Raw genomic sequence first — 24,779 nt, 5'->3', positions numbered from 1 at the left:
GGATTATCCATTGACTCGCGAGGCAGGAATATAACAGGTATCCAACAGGTAACCGGACTGGTGATGGTGGCAGTGGAATGTGTAACCGTGATACAAAACAGCCCTCTTTGCAAGGTGAAACGCCGAAGCAATCAGCCAACGTTGAAACTGTTTTCTACTACTCAGAAATCTACCGCGATCTCCTGCCAAACAGCCGATAGGAATACTGAGATCTCCTCTCCGCAATACAGTATTGCGTGGTTGAAGAGTGATTCTTCAAAAACTGCAGTCCAAAAAGAAAAGGCCTGTTCAACAGGCCTTTTCAATGGAAAAGGAAAAACCGGGATTAATAACCACCCTGCCAGGCGTCACCCGATTGTTCTCTTGCCTTCTGAACAAGCGCAACGATATCGCCACATTTTACTCTGACGATTTTCCCGTTCTCGACTTCAGTATGGCTTTTTACGACATCGGTCGGTTTTTTATCTTTGCAGGCCAGATAATCCAGCATATCTTTGGCACTGATCGGCGCCAAAGAAGACTCCAGATTTCCACTGGCAAACGTTGCTGTGGAACCCAGTACAAAAGCAGAAACAAAAGCTGCGACGATCACCTTGTTCATTTGCACTCCTCTTCAAATTTCCCAAAACAAATCCACTACCTGACAATCTTTCAGGCTCCCTCTAACCTGTCCCCTGATCGGCTTCCCGGCCTCTCATCTCAAAAACCGGCTCTGATCACAGATACAGATTACCGGCCGGCACCTTAACCCTCCCGCCGACCTTGGTTAATACAAACCGGCTACATTCTATCAAGTAATTCATTACCTTTGCATCTAAAAACAAGCGATTTTCCGTTTTTACCCCTGCCTTCCGTTTCAAATATTTTTCCATATCCGGTATGCTGCCTCGTCACAGAAAATTTATGGAACATCATGGATTACAACCTGCACCGCCCACGCACCTTGATTCTTCCGCCTGCCCCCTATGCTGCGGCTCTGTTTGCCGGCTGGTGGATCGACCGCAACCTCCAGTCACTCTCTTGGGATTGGGGTACAGTGACACAGTCACTCGGCTGGCTGGGAGTAATCACAGGACTGGCACTGCTGGCATGGACAGCCATTACGCTTTGGCGCCACCGAACCACCGTCAACCCCTACAAAGCGGCCTCCAGTCTGTGCACTACCGGACCGTTCCGCTACAGCCGCAATCCGATCTATCTCGGTGACTGGCTGATTTTCATCGGGATCTCGATGCTGCTGTCGACCTGGTGGCCACTATTCTTCGCACCGCTGATCTGGGCAATGCTGCGCTATGGCGTCATCCGTTATGAAGAAGCCCACCTCGAAGCCAGATTCGGGGAATCCTACCGGGACTACCAAACCAGAGTAAGACGCTGGCTCTGAAACCATACACCCGCTGTATCAAAGCCTTGCCGTGACAAACCCGCACAACTCTTCATCATTCCTGCCATTCACTCGGCACGCAACTATGCTCTCGTTCCATCTTCGCAAAGCTGCAGGCCGGTAGCCCATTGTTTTTTTGTTGAAATCTTGATCAATCTCCGAACACAGCTTCAATCGTCTGAGCAGTCAGGATTCGTTTTCCCCAAACCAGCAATGTTTGCGTATCCGCCGATCCAATCCGCGCGCGTACAGCATCGCTCACCGGGCCAAAACGCTGTTCCAGTAAATACAACAGAAATTCGGATTCTCCTTCCAATCGTCCTTCCTGCCGTCCTTCCTGCCGTCCTTCCAATCGTCCTTCCAATCGTCCTTCCAATCGTCCTTCCTGGATTCCTATTTGCTTGCCTTCCTCGATGCCTATCTGTTTGCCTTCTTCGATTCCCTGCTGTCTCCAGTCTTTAGTCCATTCCTTGACACGTTCTGAGAGCATGCTTTGTACCTCCTGTAAATCATGAATTTCACTGAAGCTGGTCCCCGGCATTCTGCCCGGCAGGAACACCCGTTTCAACCAGACGGTAAATGATCGCCGCAGTCCGCTTTGTTCGGGAGATTGCAGCCAGGCAATCAGGGCTTGCAGTACCTGTTCGACATCCTGCGGGGTGCGGCTGTTTTCCAGCCGAAACAATGCCGCCGTCAGGTTACGCAAGGTGGCCAGTTCGTGATCACTGTAGCTGCCTTCATCCAGCAGCAGGTAGTTGAGTTGCGGCCGGTAGCGATCCAGCCCGCCGGGTGCCGGGAAGATCAGTCCTTCCATGTTCACCGGTGCCTGCCAGCGGGTATCCCCATTGTACAGAACCACCGGTAGCACCGGCGGCAACCGTTCACCCGTTCTGATGGATTCGCTGCGGATGAGATCCTGATACAGCAAACCAACATAGGTCATGATCCGTACTGCCATGAACCAGTCCACAGTAGACTGGAATTCGAGCAGCAGATAGACATACAACCATTCACCCGTTTCGCCTTTCCCCCGGCGCAGGCGCCAGATGATGTCATCCTGCCGTTCTCTCAAATCATCGCTGATGTAGCTGCCGTTGATTTTCTCCAGCGTGGAAAAATCCAGCTCGTACACCCACTCTTCCCTGACGAAACCACGCAGCAAGTCAGCCACCATTTCAGCGTGGGAAAACAGTAGTTTGTAGCCATGATCATGCTCCATCGGACAAGTGTAACACCATAGCGTTTTCATGAGTCAAACCACACTCACCCTGACTTGCGAGGAAGCCGCAAGCTGATGCGGCAAACCAGTATTTTTATCAACACTGCCCTGACTTGCTTCGGCGTACACTGTTCGAGTCATGAGTGAGGCGGTATGGTTGAGCTGCTTGCTTCGCCAAGACGCCCCGGTAATACAATCACGAAAAGGGAGATCAATCATGTGGCAGACAATTTGTCGAGGTGCAATCGCGGGTGGGGTATTGTTGCTTACGGTTCAGCCGGTATCGGCGGCTGAACCGGACCCGGCGCAAGTGGAAAAAACGGTGCAGGCTTATATCGGCAAGGCCAATCAGGAGGCTGCTCAAAACCGTGAATCGGTGGAAGAAAGCCAAGTCGTCACTGCTGATTTGAATGGTGATGGCCGCGCGGAAATCATTTTGTGGTCAACCCGCTATGGCGGCACCTATTCTTTCAATGATGTAACGATATTTACCGATAGCGGCCGGGGTTATCAGGTAGCTGCCGGAACAGAGGATGCGCTGGGCATGGTGGAATCGATCGAAGTCAAAAACGGCCTGATTCATATCCATGCCCTGTGGCCCGGCCCGAACGACCCACGCTGCTGCCCGACAGTCAAGAAAATCGCCGTTTATCAATGGCAGGGCAAAGCACTGGCCGATGTAACCAGCCGGGTTTCCGGCAAGAAGTGAGCTTTGGCGATAACACCGACATGCCGGCGCCGGAATCGGCATGTCGCGCCTGCTTTTGAAATATCAGATTTGTTCGCGATTTATATGGCGAACCACCACTTTTGCACAGCCGCGCTGCTCAGCCTGCCATAAATCATACGCAAGCTGACCTTTCAGCCAGCTTTCCGCGCTCGGCCCATCAAGCCATGCTTCCAGGCGTAGAGCGAGATCGACGCTGATACCGGCCTTGCCGTTCAACACGCGCGAGAGGGTAACACGGTTGATTCCCAGCTCTTTTGCCGCTTGGGTTACGGTTAACCCAAGCGCAGGCAGTACATCCTCGCGCAGGGTTTCACCGGGATAAGGGGGGTTGTGCATTCTGGCCATATTGACTCCTGTTCAGTGGTAATCCCGGTAATCAACCAGGATCACATCTTCTCCATCAAATACAAAAATCATCCGCCAGTTACCATTGACCATTACCGACCAATATCCTGACAGATCGCCAGAAAGTGGGTGCAACTTCCAGCCGGGTATATTCATTTCACGCGGATTGACTGCATCATTCAGCTGCCGCAGCTGACGTGCAAGACGTGAGGCATGATCCGGCCGGATACCTGATTTATCTCCTGTTTCAAAGAATAATTGCAACCCTTTATGCTTGAAATGGCGGATCATTTAGAGATTGTAGCGTTATACGCTACAAGAAGCAATTATAAAAAAATACTGGATTGCTTCACTCTTGCAAATCCGCAATGACGGGTAATGAGCTGTTCTTCAAACAATCAGAAAAACGGTAGATCAATCATTTCGCTATTCCAAGGAACACAGCCAGGCAACGCTCAATCTCTACCATAGTATCCGGGTCGATACATCCGAGAACCGGCCCTACCTTGTCACGTTTCACCGTTATGATCTTATCCACCATTACCTGGGAAGGTTTTTGCAAGCCGTTCTCGGCACCAGGCTGTACAGTAATACGTAGCAATGGCGCAGCAACCAGCATGCTGGTGACAGGTAATACCGTTACGCTGGTGTGTTCACTGAACAGGTTGGCCTGAATCACCAAAGCGGGTCTGGGTTTACCAAAATCGCCCTGTACAGCGATGGTCACGAGATCGCCGTATCATTCCATCCAGCCATCACTATCGGCCAGAGCTTCATCCATGAGCTGTTGCATGGATATATCAGCTTTGTCCGCCTGAGCTATGAGAAGGCACTGGCGGCGGCATTCTTCTGCAAAATCCGGACGGCGGGTGTCCGGTACCCAGATTTGTACCGGACGTAATCCGGCCATGCGTAGTGTGTCACGGTGCTTTTTAACACGAGCATTAACGTGTGTGGTTTCCATGTGGAGTTCTCCTGGTGCGCCTGTTGCTCAACATATTTGATCGGCACAAATCGCATATTCAGTCAGCTCACCGCTTCACAGATTGCTTCTGCATCTGCTATGTCATGCTTGTTGGTCTTCACGTATGGTTTGACAAATTGGGGGGATATAAGCTTGACGGTATGCCCAAATTCACCAAGCTTTCTCGCCCAGTGGTGTGCACTACCGCAGGCTTCCATACCAATCAAGCAAGGCTCTAAATTGGCAAGAAACTTTGCCAACCCATTCCGGCGCAATTGCTTGCGCAGTACAATCTTGCCGTGATTATTGATACCGTGAATCTGAAACACTTTTTTTGCCAAATCAATACCAACTGTTGTAGCCTTCATCATAGAATCACTATCTTGGCACTCTGATGCCATTTAGAAAAGTGAACGTCTATTCCATTACGTCAATGATAGTGCGTCTGAGCCGCGCTGAATGCAGGTTGATCCAGTTTTAAATGTAGGTTGTTACAATTAGGCATCTGCTTCACTTACGGATAAAAGCCAAGCCGGCTTTTCATGAATTCCAAGTGCGGATCATTTTGAGGAGCCGTAATCTCCGCCACAGATCGCTCACACAATTGTTCTATGCAATTTACCATCTGCAGGATTAGCACAACCAAATTTGGAATACCCATGCACTGCAACGATTGATTCTTAACGATTCCTTTGTACTCGAACGGGCCAATAACTAGGTCATTCATAGTCTTATTGGCGAAACCATTGTTATGCAGAGAGTTTCTGATCAAGGTCAAATACTCAAATGATTTCTGGAACGGCACCATACTGTCACTCTGTTCGACAAGTGCACTACGACTCGTCCCCATGCTTGTGGGCAGATGCAACCGAATTTCCGACACGATCTCCTGCTTTGTTGACCCTGCAGTTTCCATGGAGAAATGACGGAGCAATGACAAGAAGTTGCTAGCTTTGTTCTGCCTAGAAAGTGCGACACCATGAATTTTTATCATTTGCGAAATGAAGTAATCAATCGCGAAATAGACGGAATCCAGATAGCCAGAGCGGTTCATCACTTCTCGCCATATCGCCGAGTGATCAATCGCAAACTCTTCGCTAAAGCTGTGGTTAACGATATCCTGTGCGTATTGATCGTGAAGCTTTAAGCTTGCAAGAATGTTCTGTTCGTACCAAATGGTCGCGTTTACGATACGGGACAGAGTCATTGGCCTTAAGTCAGTTCCCTCGAATGTCCCGGCTTTAATCCATTTGTCCTTGTACTTGAGACTAGCGAACCTCGAAAAAAGTATCGATAGCCACTGTTCTGCCCCATAGCTCTTTCCTGCCAATTCATATGAGTTCGCAAAGTTAACTAACTTTTTGAATTCGTTCATACCACATGCTTTACACAATATATAAGACATTTTATCCAATAATTCTGTGTGTAAGATAAACAGATGAGACGGCGTTCATACTCAATGACTTGAGTACGTCAATTGCATTTATTCCTGGTTCGTACAGTTCAAATGCAGGTCGTTACGCCTAATGCTGCCATGCTCACACTCTCGCTTTGGTGCAGCTGGCTTCTGATATCGGGCTATCAAGAGTCATCTGCACAACAGCCGTTACACCGAATCAACTGGTGCAATCGTCTTCTGAAAATGACAGCAAGGTTCGCCATCCATAATTTCATGGAATTAGTAGTGCGGTAATGATCCACGGCCAGGATACAATCGATGCAATTGTTGTGTGGTCTTGCTCGTAGGCTCTGAGTGCTTTGCTCAAATGATCTTCAAGAGCGTTCAGGCTCTTGAAGATCCGATTGTGGAAGAACTTTTCACGCAGATCATCCCAGATATGCCGGAATCAGAATGGCATGTCGCGCCTGCTTTTGAAATATCAGATTTGTTCGCGATTTATATGGCGAACAACCACTTTTGCACCGCCGCGTTGCCCAGTCTGCCATAAATCATACGCAAGTTGACCCTTCAGCCAGCTTTCCGCGCTCGACTCGGGATGCAAAGCAGGTTATTGGAGATTCTGTCTCCCTGATCTATCTCCTGTTATAAGCTGATATAACAATTGCCCGATACGATCGTTGCTTGCCATCCAGTCATAGGTCCGGCCGTTGGCCAGAAAAACTACTTTTGTTCCATCTTCGAAAACTGCGGCGAAGGCTGTAACGCCGGGCAGGCTGCCATCGCGCCAGTACATCGCTTTCTGGCCTACTGGTTTGTATTTATAAAAACCATAGCCATGGCAGGTACGCCATTTATTGAAGTCGCATTCAGGTGCTACTTTGAAAATCAATGTTTGTGACTGATCCGAGAGTAAAGCATGTTCATTCCGAGCGAAGAGGCTGATCAACAAACTCATAAAATCGCTTGCTGTACCACTCCAGGCCCCGGTGGCCAGAGATGCTGCATAGTCGATCGCCAGAAGATCATTCTGCGATTCATGCGCGTCATCAAAGAATGCTTGTGGTTCATCCTGAAAAATCTCGCCGTGTCGCAGGGCGCGGATTGATTGTAACGAGAGCGGATTCAGCAATCGGTCGTGAAATACCTGATCCAAAGACTTGTCCTCAATGCCGCTGATTACAGCACCAAGCAGGCAGTAACCGATATTCGCGTAGGCAAAATGGCTGCCTGGGTCGTGATCGAGCCGTATCGATTTAAGCGCTGCCAAATTCCCGGGACACCAGGGATGAGGCTGCATCATCGGATCTGGAGTCAGTGCCCGATCGAACCCTGCCTTATGCCTGAGTAAATCATCAATACGGATACTGGCCATACGTTCATCAACGAATGGCCCGGTCATTTTCAACAACTCGACCAGATGTAATTCAGGATTAAGCAAACCTTCATCGATTAACTGTATCGCTACGGATGAGGTCAGGATTTTCGACAGACTGGCATAACGCATGCGGTGGTTCAAATTCAGTGGGGCAGTTCCAGGTATGGGGCTTGACCAGCCTGCTGCACAATCCATCCGTTGCCCGTTCACATCTGCGACCGACAATTGAAATCCCGGATAGCCCAGGACTTTGATCTCCTCCACCAAAGTATCGAGCCATGCAGGTGATCCCCCCTCGCACTTGGTAAACCATGGTAGCGCGGCACTCGGCAGAGATGAAAGATAAAGTGTTGCGGCAGCGAACAACAGCGCAAGCAACAGAACAGGGCGAAAGCGGGTTTTCACACCATGATTCGCCGCAAGCGGCGATTGAAGCGGGCAAATAATCCTTCCTGCTCGATTCTGGCAGCATAGGCCGCATACTCCTCAAAGGCCAGCAAATGGCGCTCTTCGGTACGTGCACGCATGTAATACACCAGACTGACAAAACTCAATCCCAGAACATTGCGCAACATATCCTCGGTGTTTTCTACACCAACGAAAGGAACGGTATACAGCCACCAGTAGATATTCTTGGATAAATAGGCAGGATGTTTTGTATACCGATACAAGCCGGTATCGACCAGACCGCGCCAGCTCAAATTAGAAAAGCGCAGCCCGAAACTGACAGTGGAAAGCCAGTAAGCCAACCAGCTTGCCGTAATCAGGGCGGCCCACAACCAGTACAAAGGTTCGTGCGAATGCAGCCAGTCAGACCAGATCAAATCATCGGTTTGCTGCTTGATTGCATGCAGCATGGCCATCAGCGGTGGATAGCAGATCACGCAGGAAAGCCAGCCCAGCAAGGTGGCATCGGTGCTGAGAACATCGTTACCCAGCAGACGGCTGGCAAAAAAATAGCCACTGGCACCGAGCAGCAGATCGATGCATAACCCGAAGCTGAACAAACCACTGACCAGCACGCCAGGATGCAACCGCCAGTCAAACACAAGCAGCATCTCCACAGCCCCGACCAGCCAGGAATACATCAGCGGAATAAAAAACAACTTTACTGCCCAGGCCAGGAGTAAGGCTTTATGCTCCTGCATACGCCACGGCCTTTGCCGTAATATCGCCTGGCCAAAATAAAAATAGCCATCATTGGCGCGAGGCATGCGTCCTTCTGCCCAGCGCACATAATAAGGCGTTGCCAGCAACAGGATCGGCAGCACGACCAGAAATTCGAAATTGAATACCGCCGTCGGCCATTCCGGAAAAAGACGGGCCATCAATGTCGGATAGAGCAATAAAGCCAGAAGCCCGATACGAATTGCCAGCGATTTTGTGCGGACCTGATCTTCCTCCGGGCAGGTGTGGGAAAAAGCCAAGGCGTACCGTCGTGAATGCAGCGTATAGCCCAGACCAACCAGAAAGCAGGCCAGAATCAGCAGCCGGGCGCCTGTGAAGACGGCACTCGGCGAATCGATACCGATGATATGAAAAACACTCAAGCCGGCAACAAAAGTAAACAGCATTCGCCAGGCAGCAGGCATGATTTTGCTCCAGGTTTGTAAAAGAAAAAGCACCCGCAGGTGCTTTTTCAGGAAAAATAAACCGTAAGCGGCTTACAAATTAACCGCCGGTGGCAGGAGCTGCAGCAACATTTCTGCTTACATAAGCTTTGTCAACGCATCCGCCGGAATATTCCCATATGAGCCTCTCACCAGTAGGAGTTGGTGTCAGTACACAAGTTTCGGTTGCTAAAATACCTTTATAAGCATTGGGTGTCGCTGTAATTACTCCATTAGCTACGGTGAGTGAATTGAATGCGCCTGCTGTACTTGCAGTAGGCGCGGCCGGAATGCCATTGAGACCAGCATTACAATTAGCTAAAGCACCTGCCGAATTAAAGCATTCTACAACAGCCATTTTATACGGGGCCATTGCGCCAGTTACTTCAGTATAAGCAGCTTTCTTGATGTAGTTCTGATAAGCCGGAATCGCCACCGCCGCCAGAATACCGATGATCGCGACCACGATCATCAATTCGATCAAAGTAAAACCTTTTTGGGTATGTTGCATGGTTCAGTTCTCCATCGGGTTGAAAAAGAAAACAGGATTCTCAGAGTATTGCCTGCTTCATGAATACTGCTGGGGAGTATAACGACTGCTGCCATTCCGGCTTTAGGAAAATTTTGTGCATCCCTCGTTTTTAAGGAACCTCTACCCATCCATGCCGATACGGACTGATCAAGTCGCTACTGGCGTGTATTCGGGCACAGCGTGATCATTCCCGCGCTCACACTGGATTTGCACTGACAGGCTGTAGAAACGTTACAAACCCTCATCATTGCCGTCATCAAAGGTAAACAAAGCGGCTCGGCTGATTATTCTCTGCAAAATGCTCTGGATGAGCTGGAAAAGAAGATTAGATGGGATTGTCCACCCTTATATGGAAGGCCAGGGACGAATTACTTGCCATTGGATGTTATACAGGTAAAAAACGAGGGAAACTTAACAAGTACACTACCGACTCAAAATGTAGTAGTTGAGATCTGATCTGACAGTTACCCGATTTGACGAGTGCCTGTTAGATCAGATTCAGTTATTCAATTCGGTAATTTTATCGTCCCATATCTCCTTTGCGTCAATTAAAGTTTGCATCGGGGTGCGTCCACAGCACATTTTTCCCTGGTGAGTCCGCACACTGTTGTAGTACGCCATCCAATCATCCAGATCGTGTTGTAACTCTTCAATGGACTGGTAAATCTTGCGCCGGAATGTCACCTGGTAGAACTCCTGCAAGATGGTTTTGTGAAAGCGTTCGCAAATACCGTTGGTCTGCGGATGATTGGCTTTCGTTTTGGAATGTTCGATGTCATTGAGTGCCAGATAAAGCTGGTAATCATGATTTTCCGGCTTGCCGCAATATTCGGTACCGCGGTCGGTCAGAATGCGAATAATGCCCATACTCTGTTCAGCAAAGAACGGCAGTACCCGGTCATTGAGCATATCAGCTGATGTAATTGGTGTTTTGTTGGTATACAGCTTCGCTGCTGCCCACTTGGAATAAGTGTCGACGAAGGTTTGCTGGTAAATTCGTCCCACACCTTTGAGGGTACCGACGTAAAAGGTATCCTGACTACCGAGATACCCGGGGTGAGCCGTCTCAATTTCGCCTTGAGCAACATCATCTTCCTGCTTCTTCTCCAATGCTTGCACCTGTGCTTCGGTCAGCACTGCCCCAGTCTCAGCAATATGTTTCTCCAAGGCTGACAGACGCTTCTTGAACGATTCCAGATTCTGGCGCAGCCATACCGAACGGACACCAGACGGAGAAACAAAAATTCCATGCTTACGCAGTTCGTTGGAAACACGAACCTGACCAAAAGCCGGTTGCTCCAGAGCAAAGGCCAGGATCGCTGCTTCCGTCGCTTCTTCTACACGGTTCTTGATATTGGGCTTACGTCGGTTTGCATCTATCAGAGCTTCAACACCTCCTGTTTCCACAGCTGCCTGATAGCGATAGAAAGTATCGCGAGAAAAACACATCACCTTACAGGCACGGGATACATTGCCAAGCTCAGCTGCCAGATTAAGCAAGCCAATCTTGTGTTTAATGATTTTATGATGAACACTGCTCATGGGATTACTCCTTTACGCTTTCGCGTTTGGTTGATAAAGATTCGCACCTCTATCAAACCGGGTAATCCCACCTCTTGGCAAGACCTGCTGTCAGATCAAATCTGAACTACTACAACTCAAATAACTATATTTCCCCGTTTTTGACCATTCTTCCGACAACAAAAGCCACAACAAGTGATACAACAGTCGTTCCTCCCAGTATTCCTGCCAAAACAGAGTACCGCTATAAACGCGGAGAATACGGATGCACTGATTGCGGAGAGCCCTCTATTAAAAAACCAGGAATTTGACCTCGTGCTGCCTGTTTTTTTGATGCCTCAAGCAGTGCTTTATCATACTGCTGCTGATGTTTCATACTCGACTCTGCCATGATTAATATCCTTTCAGCAGCACCAGGTACTATTTTTTCATACCCTTCCAAGATAGCCGGGGCGGTATCGGACCTAAAAACGTAGCTGACTGAATTTCGGCAGAAACTCTAGTAGAGACATTATTTTCGTTTCTATTATTGCTGGAGTGAGCAGATGTACTTCTATTATTTTTGGATGGATGAGACTTGGGCATCATTCTCGAATTTGTTGCAGGCATCCTTCAATGCCATTCCCACGCGAACGAAATGTGAAGCAACGTCATTTGCTGCATGCTGACGTGCGGCTGATTTTCGGAACGTATCTGATGGCATGATATCCACCAGACTCCCGACCCCGTATAAGATATTTCTTGTCACTCTTTTCATGTTTCAGCTCTAACATATCAACAACGGTTAGGGAACCTCTGAAAACCGTCAGCGAGGTAGTCAGTTCAAGGCAAAAATCGGTGACGCGAGCAAAGCGTAGCGAACAGCCGTAAGGCTGGCCCGTAGGGCGAGGCGCTGGCGCCGAGTAAAAAGCGGAGTTTATACATAATAAATGAGCATTTTGATGCCGACTTTTAACGCAGAAATAGCAACGCAGGTAGTTTTTCAGAGGTTCCTTAGGCTAATAACTCTATCCAGAGTTCTGATCCGAGAAGGTAAGAACATCGTTATTATTCAGGTTTTAAACCAATTTTGTGCCTAAGCTCTCGTGGCCGGTTGCTATAAGACAGTCTCATCCTCCATGTCAGCAGCGGGCGCACTGAGCCTTCGTACTGTCAGGGCACAGCGTTGCTCGATCAAGATCACAATTTGCTCAACCACGGCATGGCCAGCAAAGCCATGCTCATGGCTGGATTGAAGCTCACGTGCCATCGGCAGCATTGACTTTGCCAAGGCCAAAATCCGCTTTCTGGCCTGCGCCTTGCCAAGGCCAACAGCTTCAGAAAACTGGTCCCAGTGCCGTGCCTGTACTTCGCTGAACTTGTACTTGCTGCCGATTTTCATCGCCATCTTGGGCGTCAGAGTCGGATAGATCGCCGTCGACAGCACGTCGTAGAACGGCGCCAAGATGGCAGACTTACCCGCATACAGCAGTGAGAAATTCTTGGCGTGCGCGTCATGATTGCCGATCAGCGCGTTGAAGATCACGTAGTCGAACAAGCGCAGGATCTGTGGTGCGCTGGGCCGCGTGATGCGCCGAACCAGATCGAAACATTGCGCCAAATCCGGGCCACCTTCGTTCTGGTACTTCATTTCCGGCACCACGCCCAGCGCCTGGCAAAAGTCCTCTTGGTGCAGGCGCTGCCGCTGGCCTTGTGCATCGACCACCCGATCGTAACGCTCGATCAGCAGGAACTGTCGCCCCAACACGGAATGCACCTGTGACTTCGCTGGCTTGAGCTGCATGGCTTCGGCCAACGCCAGACAGAAGCCTTCGTTGGTGATCGTGTCCATCAGGGTACGGATGGCGGGCTTCAAGATATGTGAGCTGGGCGATCCATTTCTCGGCAGACCGATCCGGGCGCCATCGGACACCACCGGCAGTTTGTCTTGAGTGCCCGCTAGTGAGAGCCGCACGCCATTCTTGCCGGCCAACATCGGCCGATGTGGCAGTTCATCGAGAATGGCAACAACCTCTTCCTCGTTCAGCCACTGAACGTCGTCGCTTTGCTCAGGACTGGACAACGACTGCCCTGGCTCCAGCAAGGTAACAGCCCCGGCACACTCCCCACCGATGTGATCGAGCAACGCAAAATCATTCTGGCTCGACACCTGAAATTGCTGTGCAATGAGGCGCCGGAGTTGCCCCTCTGGCAAAAGTCCCGCAAAGAAGGGCCGCGTGTGGTGATCGTCGAATGATTCTGCTTGCAGATGCAGTGAGCTGGAGAGGGTCACTGCATCTGGGCGTGAGAGCCAATCCGGGCTGTAACGGAAATTCAACCTACCCTCGATCAGGGCCAGGGTTCCAATCTGCTCGGCGAACAGCCAGACTTCCAGCTCACGCGCCATGCTAGTTGCCCTCAGGGTGATTTTCGGAGTCTGAGGATGGCAAGCCAGTGATTTGGAGCACTCCACCCAACGCGTCGATCACGCGCAGCACGTTTTCCAAACGCAGAGTGGGCTTGCCTGCTTCAAGGTCGACGATGAAGCGCACACCAACCCCTGCCGCCAAAGCCAACTGGGGCTGTGTTAAGCCCAACTGTTTGCGTGCAGCACGCAGTGCGTCACCGAGTTGTTCTGTGGTTCGTATGGAACTCATCACTGGCCTTGTTTCCCGTTCGGGAAATTATCGATCAGTTTGAAAAAGGAGGCAAGTAATATTTCCCGATCGGGAATTTTCAAGCAATCGTGTGCTTAGAAACCAAAAACTTCCCGATCGGGAAGTTCCAGTGACTGCGAGGAGCAATGAGGACAAATGCGGAAGGATGCATACAGGTTGGAACTATTGCGGAAATATTTTTTCGATGAGTTTTGAAAAAGAAAACCCCTGCCACCAGGGGGACAGCAGGGGCCAATAACTACTAATTCCATTTCTAAATCAAAACTAACTTTGTCGGCTTCGCCTAGCCGTATTATTTACTGTCTGCGGCTCGCCTTCGTGTCATTTTTGATTTGGGAATAGAATAACTAAAGAGAGATCGTGAGTCGCCTCACACGAATATATTACCCACTATCAAGAATTGTTATCATTAACAATGAAGGGTTTTTACCACCTTTATCTACGTTATGAAATACATACTTTTATGGCAGAGGAAATCATAACGGCCGTTTGGGAAACTTTGATAAATCTTGAGAAGCTACTGGTTACGGGGTGGATTGAAGTAGAGGAAACCCTGAGTTGCATCTACCCAAGACAGGAATGGGAAGGTTGGTAATGCAGGTGAACAGCAAAAAAGCCCAGCTTTTTAAGGGCTGGGCTTTTATCAAATCAAGCCTTAATCAAGGAGCTTGAATATTGGATGCTTGTTTGCCCTTTTGACCTTGTGTTACATCAAAAGAAACTTTCTGACCTTCTCTAAGCGTCTTAAACCCATTCATATTGATTGCAGAAAAATGCGCGAATAGATCTTCACTCCCATCGTCAGGGGTAATAAACCCAAAACCTTTTGCATCATTAAACCATTTAACTGTACCTGTCGTCATGTGAATACTCCTGTGTCAATAAAACGGAAAAGCTTCCGTAGAGCTATTTGAATCTAAGATTGCACATGGAATACCAACAGGAACGCCAATGACTGCAAAAACTTTGAAACAAATTCGTTGTGATGATTACTTATACTCTGAATAGAACTGGAAGTCGAGGAAGTAAAAATCTTGGTTATCTCAAATCACCATTCACAACCATCCGGTAATTTCGGATAATTGCCTGCCCCCCTGATCTGCTCGTTCACCTTGTCCAGGCCACCGCCTAATCGGATAATTTCTGCCGCAGCACCTGATTTGTATGAGGCTCTCCATGAAATCATTAGCCCACTCGCCCAAAATGATGAAGAGGGATTGATCGAGCATACGGAAACGATGGTAAAAGCAAGAGAAGCACTTGCGAAAGCGACTGGAAGAATAATGAAATCAGAGTTTGCGGAAAAACCACTTACCCGATTTATCGAATAAGTGGCTGATTTAAATGGTGGTGGATTTTAGCAGCAAATGGAACCGACTATCTTCACTCATGCCGATACGTCCCCATAGAAGTGGGCATCAGCAGACTGGGTCGGGGACATATGCGTGAACCGCTGATGTTCGCATTGCGCTGAAACGGCATGGAAGGCCCGCCGAGGCCTTGGCTTCATCGCCAACGTCACGCCTGAATGCGTTGCCTTCAACCACTGACGGAGTCAACCATGCAGAAGATGATGATGAACGAAAACGAGCTGGCCACGCGCTGTACCCCATCGACGAAGTCTTCGACTTCGAGTCCAAAGCCCTCCGGGCATCGACGTGGGAGCAAGCATCCGACGTCGTCCTTCCGAGCGGCTCGAAGATGATGGAACCGCGCGAGATCGCGTATGTGACGGGACTGCCGCTCTACATCTTCACGCAGAAGCAGATGCGGGAAGCGTTGGGCATCCCGCATCGCCGGGTTCAGAAACTCATCCGCTTCGACCGCGACGAGGTCATGGCATGGGCCAAGCGGTGGGTGCAGGACGCCCAAGATCAGGGCATCGACGCGAAGGCCGACCCCGCCAGCCAACGCAGATCGTTGCAGCAGGCCTTGGCATCGCTGCCCGCCTGATCACTGTATTCACGTCACCGGCCTACGAGCCTGCCAGCTCGTAGCCGGTGCTGCGCCCGCCGCCCGGCGACTTCTTCAGCACGCCCAACTCCAGCAACTGCGTGATGTCGCGCAGCGCGGTGTCGGGCGAGCACTTGGCAATGGCCGCCCATTTGCTGCTGGTGAGCTTTCCCTCGAAGCCGTCGAGCAGGCGGTTCAGTAATTTCACCTGCCGTTCGTTCAGCGGCGTGCCTGCCCAGCGTTGCCAGAAGCGCGCCTTGACCAGCACGGCGTCCAGCGTGGTCTGTGCGCTGGCGATGGCGCGAGCCAGCGTGCCGAGGAACCACGACAGCCAGTCGGTCACGTCGAGCGTGCCTTTCTGCGTGCGCTCCAGCACATCGTAGTAGTCCTTGCGATCCCGCTGGATTTGCGCCGACAGGCTGTAGAAGCGTTGCGGACTGCCATCGGCGCGGGCGAGGAACAGGTCGCCTACGGCGCGCGCGATGCGCCCGTTGCCGTCGTCGAACGGGTGCAGCGTGACGAACCACAGGTGCGCAAGCCCCGCCTTGATGAGCATCGGCTCGTCGGATTCTTCGTTCGCCCATGCGAGGAACTTCGCCGTCTCGGCAGGCAGCGCGTCGGCGGGTGGTGCTTGGTAGTGAATCTTGCGCCGTCCCACCGGGCCGGACACCACCTGCATCGGCCCGTCGCTGTCGTCGCGCCATTGGCCGATGGCGATCTTGTTCATGCCCGAATACCCGGTCGGAAACAACGCCGCATGCCAGCCGAACAGGCGTTCGGCGGTCAGCGGAGAAGATGCGCGCGAGGTGGCATCCAACACCATCTCCACGACACCTTCGACGTGCCGATCCACTGGTGCGACTGCGCCAATGTCCACGCCCAGACGCCGGGCGATGGACGAGCGCACCGATTCGACGTTGAGCACTTCGCCTTCGATTTCGCTGGTCTTGACCACATCCTCGGTCAGTGCGGCGAGGCTGGCCTGATCGCGCAACGCCAACCCCACATCGGCCAGACGGCCCAGCAGCAGGCCTTGGGCACGGTTGACCTCGGTCAAGGGCCACGTCAGCGCGGACAGGTCGTAGCGCCAGTTCGGCCAGTCGTCGGCCTGCCAGATGTAGCGGTTTTCTCCGTAGTTCATGCGGCGATTAAACACCCAATTCGCCGCATGTGCAAGCCATTCACCGCATCTAGCGCGGTGAATAATGCCGCCAATCTCCGCATCGGGTGGCCCAAAGAACGGCGGCGGTCTTAGCCTGAAACGCAGAGGGCATAGAAGCCGGTCGACCTGTGCAACCACCGGTTGCACAGGTCGAAAGGAGGCAATTCTCCAACCACCGGCTGGAGATTCGCCACTCGCCGACTGACCGGTGGAAATTGTGTCGGCGCTGGCGACACAATTTCGAAGCAGTCGGGTCAGCGGCGACTTGATGTTCCGTTTTGTCTCCTAGATAGTGTAGTCATGAGATAAGAAATATGAGATCCTTTTAAGAAATTAAAGGGACTCGCATGACACATTCACATCGCAGGCATGATATTTCAGATAGGATATAGTCGCTACTTGAGGGGCATTTACCAGGCCGAGAAGGGGCATGGGGAGGGACTTGCCGCCGGACTACGGGGGTTGGAGCAATACTCATCGCCGTTTCATTCGCTGGCGTGACAAAGGTATCTGGGAAAAATTGATGGAAATCCTGATTGATGATCCAGATTATGAATGGCTGATAATGGATGCCAGTCACTGTAAAGTTCATCCACACGCCAGTGGAGCCAGAGGAGGTAATCAGGATATGAATCGGACAAAAGGGGGCTCAACACCAAGATACATCTGGCCGTGGATGCGCATGGTATGCCGGTCAGAATCCTTGTTACACAAGGTACCACTGCTGATTGCACGCAGGCTGGCCGCCTGATCGAAGGGATTGATGCAGATCATCTGCTGGCAGATCGTGGCTATGACAGTAATGCCATTGTTGAACAGGCGGAAAAACAGGGAATGGAAGCTGTTATCCCGCCAAAAAAGAATCGAAAAATACAAAGACCTTACGATAAAGAACTGTATAAGCTGAGGCATCTCGTCGAAAATGCTTTTCTTCATCTCAAAAGATGGCGTGGCATCGCTACAAGATACGCCAAAAACACCTCTTCTTTCCTTGCTGCCGTGCAAATTAGATGTATCGCCCTCTGGGCTGATATCTTGTGACTACACTATATAGCGCCGATTTCGAGAGAAGAGAGGGCGGAACGGAAGGCAACCGGGGATGTTCCTGCCAGGCCATAGGACCCCGGTCGCACACGCAGAATGTGCGGGAACCCCACGTGTCATGCGGGAAGCACAAATGAAAACGCCCAACTGAGAACAGTTGGGCGCTGAATTTTGGTGGCCAAGGGCGGAATCGAACCACCGACACAAGGATTTTCAGTCCTCTGCTCTACCGACTGAGCTACTTGGCCTTTAAGTAAACAATGACTTATCAGATTGATATCGTTTTGAAATACAAAACAATATCCGTTCTTCTGGCGCGCCCGGCAGGATTCGAACCCACGACCCCTTGGTTCGTAGCCAAGTACTCTATCCAACTGAGCTACGGGCGCATCTCATCTTCTTCATACGGGAGATCATCCATCTCCCGGTTTATTATTTCATTCCACAACCATTCCAGGAAATGGCGCCCGGTGTATCCGGGGAGCTGTGCATGATGTTACATTCAGGTGTTTTTGTCAAGAATCCGGCGGTTTCTCCGGGATCAGCGGCCTTCTGCAGGGTACTTATATGGCTGCATTGAACAACAGAACACCCGAAATCAGTTACAACTGTGCCGGCTTCTTCGAAAGTTTGCGCTGCAACGTTCTGCGGTGCATATTCAACACCTTGGCCGTAACAGAGACATTATTGTCGTTTTCCATGAGGATACGGTGAATGTATTCCCATTCCAGTCGTTCCACTGAAAGCGGATGAGGGCTGATAGGGGTTTCGGTATCTCCACTCGTGCGCTCGAATGCCGCCATGATGTCATCCGCATCCACCGGTTTTGCCAGGTAGTGGGTGGCCCCCAGCTTGATGGCTTCAACTGCCGTTGCAATGCTGGCATAACCGGTCAGCACGATGATACGGGTTCCGGGATCCAGTTCCCTTATTTTCTCGACCAGTAATAAACCGGATTCATTTCCCAGCTTGAGGTCGATGATGGCGTATTCGGGCATCAGTACTTCCGCCTGCTCGAGCGCAGTTTTGATGTCATGCATGCAGGTGGTGTCAAACCCGCGCTTTACCATCGCTCTTGCCAGCACTTCACAGAAAGTTTCATCATCATCTACAATCAGCAGACTGGGGCGATCCATGGAATTATTCACAGGCATTCTCCTTTATAGTGAAGTACTGGTCGTTCCGTGCAAAACCGGCAGGGTGACATGAGTGCATGCCCCGCCTTCCGGACGATTGAATAAGCGCACACTTCCGCCGAAACGCTCGATATTAGTGTTGGCAAGAAATAATCCGATACCAAAGCCCTGCCCCGGCCCTTTGCTGGTAAAAAATGGCTCTCCCGCGTGTTCAGCGGCTTCCGCATCCAGTCCCGGTCCGTCGTCGAGTATTTCGAGATGCAATTGTTTTTCATCCCAGCGGCTGATGACGGTCACTTGCCGGGTCGAGGCATCAGCTGCGTTATTCAGCAGATTCAGGATGGATTGGCTCAGCAAACGGGTATTCATGATGATTGGCACCGGCTGCACTCCTTCACTCTGACTGGTAAATCTGATCGAGGGGCGGATCAGTTGCCATTTGTCGATCACCTGCTGCAGAAAAATATCGACAGGCTGACTGTTTCCCTCTTCTACTCTGGCCTGCCCGGCATCGGCCAGCAGATGGGTCAGCGTCTGTTTGCACAGGGAAATCTGGTTACGCAAAATGCGGATATTGTTCTGAAATTCAGTATTCCCGGGCAGTTCCTGCTGCAGCTCACCGGTGATGATGGCCATGGTCGATAACGGCGTACCCAGTTCATGCGCCGCACCAGCAGCCAACGTTCCCAAGGCAATGATCTGTTCGTTCTGCAATGCCTGCTCACGCGATCTGGACAGTTCCTTGTCACGATCCCGGATCGAGGCATTCATTTTGACGACGAACGAGGTGATGAGTAAGGTACTCAGCACAAATGTCAGCCACATTCCCGAGATATGCAGGTTAAATTCGAACATATGGCGGCTGTGGTCATCGAGATGATCATGCGGAAGCGGAATGAACTTGAACAACAGAAGGGTGTAACAGGAAATGGTAATGGCCGCCATGGTCCAGGTGTAATGCCAAGGCAGCACAGTCGCTGCAATGGTAAGCGGAAGCAGATAAAGCGAGATGAAAGGATTGGTTGAACCGCCGCTGAAATACAGTAATGCGGTCAATCCGGCGACATCGATCAGCAACTGGGTAAAAAATTCAGGATTGGTCACCGGCCAGGAATAGCGCAGACGAATCCAGGTAAGAAAGTTCAGAACCGCGAGCAGGGAAATCGTCACGATAATCGCTGTCCAAGGCAGTTCGAGTTCGATGATGCTGTAAACTGTCCAGAAAATGATGATCTGGGAAATGATAGCGATGATTCTGAGCAGGAACAAGCGCTGCAGATTCTTAGCGGAAGGAGACTGGTTCAGGATATTGAGAATGCCCATCGATCCGTTCTTTTACTCCATTCGTCTGTTTTGTCTCCGTGTCACGAAGATCAGATACGGCCCGGAATACGAAGTTACCTGTTTCAGCCATGCCGGCCTCTGTAAACCTCTGGTACGCCGTCTTTACATCATGCAGGCATCCGGCCGCTCCTCCATGATGGAGCGCGGCCGGACATTTCAGGAAAACCTGCCAGAAACAGGAATTCTCCTGGCAACATCACTCATACGGCTGAGAACGTGGTGTATCGTTATTGGAAGGTGGCAGAATCGGCAACTTGAAGTCAGGCTGATCGCCGGTCAGGGTTTTCAGGAAAGCAACGATTTTGGAAACTTCATCCTTGTTGAACTCACGGTTCAGTTGGATTCTTCCCATGGTCTCCACTGCCTGTTCCAGCGTTGCGGCCCCTCCATCATGAAAATAGGGGTAGGTCAGCTCGATGTTTCTCAAAGTTGGCACTTTGAATACATTACGATCAGCTTCATTGCCGGTCACATCCATCCGCCCCACAGCCGGGTTTTTGGTCTCATAGGGTTTAAAAACACCCATTTTCTGATAAGAACTTCCACCCACAGCTGGTCCATTATGACATTGCACGCAGCCGCTGCCCTTGAACAGGTTGTAGCCTTCCAGCTCATCCTGATTCAGTGCGTTTTTATCGCCTTCCAGCCATTTGTCGAATTTTGAACCCGGTGTCACCAGCGTTTCTTCAAATTGGGCAATTGCGGTGGTGATGCGATCGATCGTCACTTCATCGGAACCAAAGACTTTCTTGAATCGCTCACGATATTGAGGCATGGAAGCGACCACTTTTTCTGCTATCTCATGGGTAGAGGCCATTTCCTTCGGGTTGGCAATCGGGCCGGCAGCCTGTTCTTTCAGGTCTTTGGCTCTGCCATCCCAGAATTGCGCCAGATTCATGCTGGAATTCAGTACAGTCGGAGCATTGATCGGGCCTTGCTGCCATTTGTGCCCGATCGAGGTGGTAATATTATCGGTTCCGCCCATGCTCAGGTTATGACAGGAATTGCAGGAAATGAACCCCGATTTGGAAAGTCTGGGGTCAAAAAACAGCATTTTCCCCAGTTCTGCCATATCGGCATTCTCCGGAGTCACCGCCTTAATCGGTTGTATCGGTTCATTGGCAGCCATTACACCGGCAGACGCAAACATCGCCCCCAGACTTAATGACAGCAGCGAAACAGTCAGTGTACGCTTGATCATTGCACTCTCCTTGTGATTTGAATAATTGTAACGGCTGACATGGCGCAGCCGCTTACGCCTTGAATTCCTCCATCTGACTCAAAACTTCGGGCAAAAACCAGAATCAGCTCTGCCTGGTATCAGAAGATTTCTTTCTGTTTTTTTCAACCGGCTCCAGTGGTTCCCGATAAGCCCGGTCATTACCCAGGCCGGCTTCATGATCCAGCAATCGCGAAAGCTCTGTCAGCGCCTGGCGATAAACCTGCCGCTTGAACTCAACTACGGATTCCAGCTCGACCCAGTACTGATTCCAGCGCCAGGCATCGAATTCGGGATGTGCGCAGGTTTCGAGTGATACATCACTGTCTCTCCCCAACAGACGCAGCAAAAACCAGATCTGTTTCTGTCCCCGGTAGTTTTTGCGCCAGTCCCGGCGAGTCCAGCAGGCGGGTACGTCGTAACGCAGCCACTCCCTCGTCCGCCCCAGAATTTCCACGTGTACGGGTTGCAGACCTGTTTCTTCCGCCAACTCCCGATACATGGCCTCAGTGGGTGTTTCTCCCGACTTTATCCCACCCTGCGGAAACTGCCATGAATCTTGCCGGGCACGCTTTCCCCAGAAAACCTGGTTTTGTGAATTCAGGAGAATAATACCGACATTTGCTCTATATCCATTACGGTCTATCATCCGATTCGCCCATCAATTTAACTTAATCTGCTTGAACTGCCGGTAATTCTTCCATATTTCGATAACGATTTATAGTGCAGAACCTGGCGGCACCACAAATCACCGCAATTTTCACGATTACCCTGCTTTGACTCCCGGAACAGCGGCCAATTCCTGTCGAAATACGCTGAAGCACGCCGGATTACGACGATTTCAAGGTAAAATTCCTGATTACCTACAATGATAATGGAATCCCATCATGCGTGTTTCTCAATTCTTCCTTGCGACACTCAAAGAAGCTCCTGCTGAAGCCGAGCTGATCAGTCACCGGCTGATGCTGCGAGCCGGGCTGATCAAGCGTCTGGGCAGCGGATTGTATACCTGGATGCCGCTGGGTCTGAGAATTCTACACAAGATCGAGCATATCATCCGCGAGGAAATGAATAACAGTGGCGCACTGGAGCTTCTGATGCCTGCCGTTCATCCGGCTGAGCTCTGGCAGGAAACAGGTCGGTGGGATGTATTCGGCCCGCAAATGCTGAAAATTCAGGATCGACACAAACACGACTTCTGCTTTGGCCCGACGCATGAAGAAGTCATCGTCGATATCGCACGCCGTGAAATCAAAAGCTACCGGCAGCTGCCCATCAATTTCTACCAGATTCAGACTAAGTTTCGTGATGAAATCCGTCCGCGATTTGGCGTGATGCGCGCGCGGGAATTCATCATGAAGGATGCTTATTCCTTTCATGCCGATGTGGATAGTCTGGAGCAGACCTATCGTCTCATGCAGGAAACGTACAGCAGAATTTTTACCCGGATCGGCCTGAAGTTCCGTGCAGTCGCTGCTGATACCGGCGCAATAGGCGGCAGCGGATCGCATGAATTTCACGTTCTGGCCGATTCCGGTGAAGATGCCATCGCCTTCTGCCCTGTTTCCGATTATGCCGCCAATATCGAACTTGCCGAAGCCGTGCCTCATGGTATTCCACGCAAGGAGCCGGCAGGAATCATGGCGAAAATCGCCACCCCCGATCGCAAATCCTGCCAGGATGTGGCTGACTTTCTGGGTATTCCGGTTGAACAGACACTCAAAGCGCTGGCTGTAACCGCAGGAGGCAAATTTTACTTACTATTGCTGCGGGGCGATCATCAGCTCAACGAAACCAAAGTCAGAAAAATCCCGTTTCTGGGTGATTTCGAGTTTGCTGAAGAAAGCAGGATCATTGCCGAGATGGATTGTCCGCCGGGGTACCTCGGACCGGTGGGTGTAAAAGCAGAAATCATCGCTGACCGGGCCGTTCTGGAAATGAGCGATTTCACCTGTGGTGCAAACGAGGAAGGCTTTCATCTGAGTCATGTCAATTTCGGGCGTGATCTGCCGTTGCCGGACCAGGTATTCGATATTCGCAACATAGTGGCAGGCGATCCTTCACCCGATGGCAAGGGCGTACTTGAAATCTGCCGGGGTATCGAAGTCGGCCATGTTTTTCAGTTGCGCACCAAATATTCGGAAAAAATGAAGGCTACCTATCTGGATGAGTCCGGACAAACCCGAATTATGGAAATGGGCTGCTATGGCATTGGTGTTTCACGTATCGTCGCTGCAGCCATTGAGCAAAACTATGATGAACGAGGCATTATATTTCCACAAACGATCGCCCCGTTCCAGTTGTCGATCATTCCGGTCGGTTATCATAAAAGTCAGCAAGTCCGGACTGAAGCCGAAAAACTTTATCAGGCCTGTCGTTCAGCAGGTATCGAGGTATTGCTGGACGACCGCGAGGAGAGACCCGGCGTCATGTTTGCAGATCAGGAACTAATTGGAATCCCGCATCGTATCGTGATCGGTGAACGGAATCTGCAGGAGGGTATGGTGGAATATCAGGGGCGACTGGACAAAACACCTCAAATGCTCTCACTGTCGGAGGCAGCTTCCATCATCAGTAAAATATGTGGCGATTGATATATTCTCTGTTATTTCTGATACCCGGTGCAGCGATGGCCGGAGCACAGGTATATGAGCCCTTATCGGCCAGTACCCGTACCGTATTGCATCGCACCATCAGCGACCAGGCAGTGCCCATGCTCGTCACCCTCCCCGGGCCTGAAGCAAAAGACTGGTTAGACAGCATGACGAAACGCCTGGAAAAACGGATATCTGACATCGAGGAACGCAGGGCATTTCTGATCACCGTTCACTATGAAGCTACTCGCGCCGGGCTCGATCCCGAACTGGTGCTCAGCATCATCCAAGTCGAAAGTAATTTCAGAAAATACGCGGTCTCTTCTGCCGGAGCACGCGGGTATATGCAGGTCATGCCGTTCTGGGTAGATACGATCGGCAATCCGGAACACAATCTGTTTCATCTGCGCGTCAACCTGCGTTACGGTTGCACCATCCTTCGCCACTATCTCGATCTGGAACAGGGGGATTATTTCAGGGCACTGGGAAGATATAACGGCAGCCTGGGCAAGGCTGGCTACCCCAATCTGGTATTCAACGCCTGGCACCGCCACTGGACTTACTCCACGGCTTCACAATAGCCAGATT

27 protein-coding genes, 2 tRNA genes and 2 pseudogenes are annotated in these 24,779 nt (G+C 50.8%); 8 read left to right on the top strand and 23 right to left on the bottom strand.

Annotation, left to right across the window (positions count from 1 at the left end):
• Window positions 1-325 precede the first annotated feature (325 nt).
• Window positions 326-601: a hydroxylamine oxidoreductase gene (locus tag HRU73_RS03700; RefSeq protein ID WP_011111878.1), complete on the bottom strand. Its 276-nt coding sequence runs from the start codon at window positions 599-601 to the stop codon at window positions 326-328.
• 312 nt (window positions 602-913) lie between these two features.
• Between HRU73_RS03700 and HRU73_RS03695 the strand changes: the two genes are divergently transcribed.
• Window positions 914-1,384 (top strand): methyltransferase family protein, encoded by a 471-nt coding sequence (locus tag HRU73_RS03695; protein WP_287399506.1) that lies wholly within the window; start codon window positions 914-916, stop codon window positions 1,382-1,384.
• Window positions 1,385-1,535: 151 nt separating this feature from the next.
• Here HRU73_RS03695 and HRU73_RS03690 read toward each other — a convergent pair whose 3' ends face one another.
• Window positions 1,536-2,633: an Rpn family recombination-promoting nuclease/putative transposase gene (locus tag HRU73_RS03690; RefSeq protein WP_287399505.1), complete on the bottom strand. Its 1,098-nt coding sequence runs from the start codon at window positions 2,631-2,633 to the stop codon at window positions 1,536-1,538.
• Between the two features lie 187 nt (window positions 2,634-2,820).
• Here HRU73_RS03690 and HRU73_RS03685 point away from each other — a divergent pair, with 187 nt between their 5' ends.
• Window positions 2,821-3,312: an FG-GAP repeat domain-containing protein gene (locus HRU73_RS03685; RefSeq protein ID WP_276679418.1), complete on the top strand. Its 492-nt coding sequence runs from the start codon at window positions 2,821-2,823 to the stop codon at window positions 3,310-3,312.
• Between the two features lie 63 nt (window positions 3,313-3,375).
• Here the strand turns inward: HRU73_RS03685 and HRU73_RS03680 are convergent, their stop codons facing one another.
• The 6 genes and pseudogenes from HRU73_RS03680 to HRU73_RS03655 all read right to left on the bottom strand — a co-directional run bounded on the left by HRU73_RS03680 (window position 3,376) and on the right by HRU73_RS03655 (window position 6,017).
• Window positions 3,376-3,678: a HigA family addiction module antitoxin gene (locus tag HRU73_RS03680; protein ID WP_011111882.1), complete on the bottom strand. Its 303-nt coding sequence runs from the start codon at window positions 3,676-3,678 to the stop codon at window positions 3,376-3,378.
• A gap of 12 nt (window positions 3,679-3,690) precedes the next feature.
• Window positions 3,691-3,969 (bottom strand): type II toxin-antitoxin system RelE/ParE family toxin, encoded by a 279-nt coding sequence (locus HRU73_RS03675; protein ID WP_276679419.1) that lies wholly within the window; start codon window positions 3,967-3,969, stop codon window positions 3,691-3,693.
• Between the two features lie 127 nt (window positions 3,970-4,096).
• The gene (locus HRU73_RS03670) at window positions 4,097-4,405 is read right to left on the bottom strand and encodes a type II toxin-antitoxin system PemK/MazF family toxin (protein WP_287399504.1); all 309 of its coding nucleotides are present in this window, start codon (window positions 4,403-4,405) and stop codon (window positions 4,097-4,099) included.
• Between the two features lie 12 nt (window positions 4,406-4,417).
• Window positions 4,418-4,642: an antitoxin MazE family protein gene (locus tag HRU73_RS03665; protein WP_287399502.1), complete on the bottom strand. Its 225-nt coding sequence runs from the start codon at window positions 4,640-4,642 to the stop codon at window positions 4,418-4,420.
• Between the two features lie 65 nt (window positions 4,643-4,707).
• A pseudogene (locus tag HRU73_RS03660) lies at window positions 4,708-5,010 on the bottom strand (IS110 family transposase); the annotation flags it as partial.
• 146 nt (window positions 5,011-5,156) lie between these two features.
• Window positions 5,157-6,017, bottom strand: coding sequence for a hypothetical protein (locus HRU73_RS03655; protein WP_287399501.1), 861 nt, complete (start codon window positions 6,015-6,017; stop codon window positions 5,157-5,159).
• A gap of 355 nt (window positions 6,018-6,372) precedes the next feature.
• On the opposite strand from HRU73_RS03655, the gene HRU73_RS03650 reads away from it, so the two are divergent.
• Window positions 6,373-6,591 carry a hypothetical protein gene (locus HRU73_RS03650; RefSeq protein WP_287399500.1) on the top strand — a complete coding sequence of 73 codons (219 nt, stop codon included), beginning with the start codon at window positions 6,373-6,375 and terminating at the stop codon, window positions 6,589-6,591.
• A gap of 60 nt (window positions 6,592-6,651) precedes the next feature.
• Here HRU73_RS03650 and HRU73_RS03645 read toward each other — a convergent pair whose 3' ends face one another.
• The 8 genes from HRU73_RS03645 to cspE form a co-directional block, all read right to left on the bottom strand.
• Window positions 6,652-7,824 carry a serine hydrolase domain-containing protein gene (locus HRU73_RS03645; protein WP_287399499.1) on the bottom strand — a complete coding sequence of 391 codons (1,173 nt, stop codon included), beginning with the start codon at window positions 7,822-7,824 and terminating at the stop codon, window positions 6,652-6,654.
• Window positions 7,821-9,011 (bottom strand): DUF1295 domain-containing protein, encoded by a 1,191-nt coding sequence (locus tag HRU73_RS03640; protein ID WP_287399497.1) that lies wholly within the window; start codon window positions 9,009-9,011, stop codon window positions 7,821-7,823. Before HRU73_RS03640 ends, HRU73_RS03645 begins: the two co-directional genes overlap by 4 nt.
• A 79-nt stretch (window positions 9,012-9,090) precedes the next feature.
• Window positions 9,091-9,540: a pilin gene (locus HRU73_RS03635; RefSeq protein WP_287399496.1), complete on the bottom strand. Its 450-nt coding sequence runs from the start codon at window positions 9,538-9,540 to the stop codon at window positions 9,091-9,093.
• A 519-nt stretch (window positions 9,541-10,059) separates the two neighbouring features.
• Window positions 10,060-11,103 (bottom strand): IS481 family transposase, encoded by a 1,044-nt coding sequence (locus tag HRU73_RS03630; RefSeq protein WP_287399495.1) that lies wholly within the window; start codon window positions 11,101-11,103, stop codon window positions 10,060-10,062.
• Between the two features lie 223 nt (window positions 11,104-11,326).
• The gene (locus HRU73_RS13380; protein ID WP_353765087.1) at window positions 11,327-11,524 is read right to left on the bottom strand and encodes a DUF2335 domain-containing protein; all 198 of its coding nucleotides are present in this window, start codon (window positions 11,522-11,524) and stop codon (window positions 11,327-11,329) included.
• Window positions 11,525-12,178: 654 nt separating this feature from the next.
• Complete coding sequence (locus HRU73_RS03625; protein ID WP_287399493.1) at window positions 12,179-13,468, bottom strand: type II toxin-antitoxin system HipA family toxin; 1,290 nt, start codon at window positions 13,466-13,468, stop codon at window positions 12,179-12,181.
• Window position 13,469: 1 nt separating this feature from the next.
• Window positions 13,470-13,718 (bottom strand): helix-turn-helix transcriptional regulator, encoded by a 249-nt coding sequence (locus HRU73_RS03620; protein WP_287400024.1) that lies wholly within the window; start codon window positions 13,716-13,718, stop codon window positions 13,470-13,472.
• Window positions 13,719-14,398: 680 nt separating this feature from the next.
• Window positions 14,399-14,602, bottom strand: coding sequence for a transcription antiterminator/RNA stability regulator CspE (cspE, locus tag HRU73_RS03615; protein WP_011111890.1), 204 nt, complete (start codon window positions 14,600-14,602; stop codon window positions 14,399-14,401).
• Between the two features lie 219 nt (window positions 14,603-14,821).
• Between cspE and HRU73_RS03610 the strand changes: the two genes are divergently transcribed.
• Window positions 14,822-15,070: an XkdD/Y8K6 family phage-associated protein gene (locus HRU73_RS03610; protein WP_502709305.1), complete on the top strand. Its 249-nt coding sequence runs from the start codon at window positions 14,822-14,824 to the stop codon at window positions 15,068-15,070.
• 169 nt (window positions 15,071-15,239) lie between these two features.
• Window positions 15,240-15,692 (top strand): hypothetical protein, encoded by a 453-nt coding sequence (locus HRU73_RS03605; RefSeq protein ID WP_287399491.1) that lies wholly within the window; start codon window positions 15,240-15,242, stop codon window positions 15,690-15,692.
• 22 nt (window positions 15,693-15,714) lie between these two features.
• Here the strand turns inward: HRU73_RS03605 and HRU73_RS03600 are convergent, their stop codons facing one another.
• On the bottom strand, window positions 15,715-16,833 hold the full coding sequence (locus HRU73_RS03600) for a Fic family protein (protein ID WP_287399489.1): 1,119 nt from the start codon (window positions 16,831-16,833) through the stop codon (window positions 15,715-15,717).
• A gap of 368 nt (window positions 16,834-17,201) precedes the next feature.
• On the opposite strand from HRU73_RS03600, the pseudogene HRU73_RS03595 reads away from it, so the two are divergent.
• A pseudogene (locus HRU73_RS03595) lies at window positions 17,202-17,895 on the top strand (IS5 family transposase).
• 175 nt (window positions 17,896-18,070) lie between these two features.
• Here HRU73_RS03595 and HRU73_RS03590 read toward each other — a convergent pair.
• The 6 genes from HRU73_RS03590 to HRU73_RS03565 all read right to left on the bottom strand — a co-directional run bounded on the left by HRU73_RS03590 (window position 18,071) and on the right by HRU73_RS03565 (window position 22,246).
• Window positions 18,071-18,146 (bottom strand) — tRNA-Phe (locus tag HRU73_RS03590).
• Window positions 18,147-18,210: 64 nt separating this feature from the next.
• Window positions 18,211-18,287 (bottom strand) — tRNA-Arg (locus HRU73_RS03585).
• Window positions 18,288-18,500: 213 nt separating this feature from the next.
• Window positions 18,501-19,034, bottom strand: a complete 534-nt coding sequence (locus HRU73_RS03580; RefSeq protein ID WP_011111891.1) for a response regulator transcription factor — start codon at window positions 19,032-19,034, stop codon at window positions 18,501-18,503.
• A gap of 24 nt (window positions 19,035-19,058) precedes the next feature.
• Window positions 19,059-20,357: an ATP-binding protein gene (locus tag HRU73_RS03575; protein ID WP_281871571.1), complete on the bottom strand. Its 1,299-nt coding sequence runs from the start codon at window positions 20,355-20,357 to the stop codon at window positions 19,059-19,061.
• Window positions 20,358-20,574: 217 nt separating this feature from the next.
• Complete coding sequence (locus HRU73_RS03570; protein WP_276679761.1) at window positions 20,575-21,579, bottom strand: cytochrome-c peroxidase; 1,005 nt, start codon at window positions 21,577-21,579, stop codon at window positions 20,575-20,577.
• A 103-nt stretch (window positions 21,580-21,682) separates the two neighbouring features.
• The gene (locus tag HRU73_RS03565; RefSeq protein WP_011111894.1) at window positions 21,683-22,246 is read right to left on the bottom strand and encodes an RNA pyrophosphohydrolase; all 564 of its coding nucleotides are present in this window, start codon (window positions 22,244-22,246) and stop codon (window positions 21,683-21,685) included.
• Between the two features lie 238 nt (window positions 22,247-22,484).
• Here HRU73_RS03565 and HRU73_RS03560 point away from each other — a divergent pair, with 238 nt between their 5' ends.
• On the top strand, window positions 22,485-24,191 hold the full coding sequence (locus HRU73_RS03560) for a proline--tRNA ligase (protein ID WP_287399487.1): 1,707 nt from the start codon (window positions 22,485-22,487) through the stop codon (window positions 24,189-24,191).
• Entirely contained in the window at window positions 24,179-24,772 is a 594-nt protein-coding gene (locus HRU73_RS03555; protein ID WP_011111896.1) for a lytic transglycosylase domain-containing protein, read from the top strand. The genes HRU73_RS03560 and HRU73_RS03555 overlap by 13 nt, the downstream gene beginning before the upstream one ends.
• The last annotated feature ends 7 nt before the right edge of the window (window positions 24,773-24,779 follow it).

Source organism: Nitrosomonas sp. H1_AOB3 (genome assembly GCF_015709435.1).
GTDB classification, from domain to species: domain Bacteria; phylum Pseudomonadota; class Gammaproteobacteria; order Burkholderiales; family Nitrosomonadaceae; genus Nitrosomonas; species Nitrosomonas europaea.
Note: the sequence above shows the minus strand (reverse complement) of the source record. Positions and strands in the feature narration are given on the sequence as shown.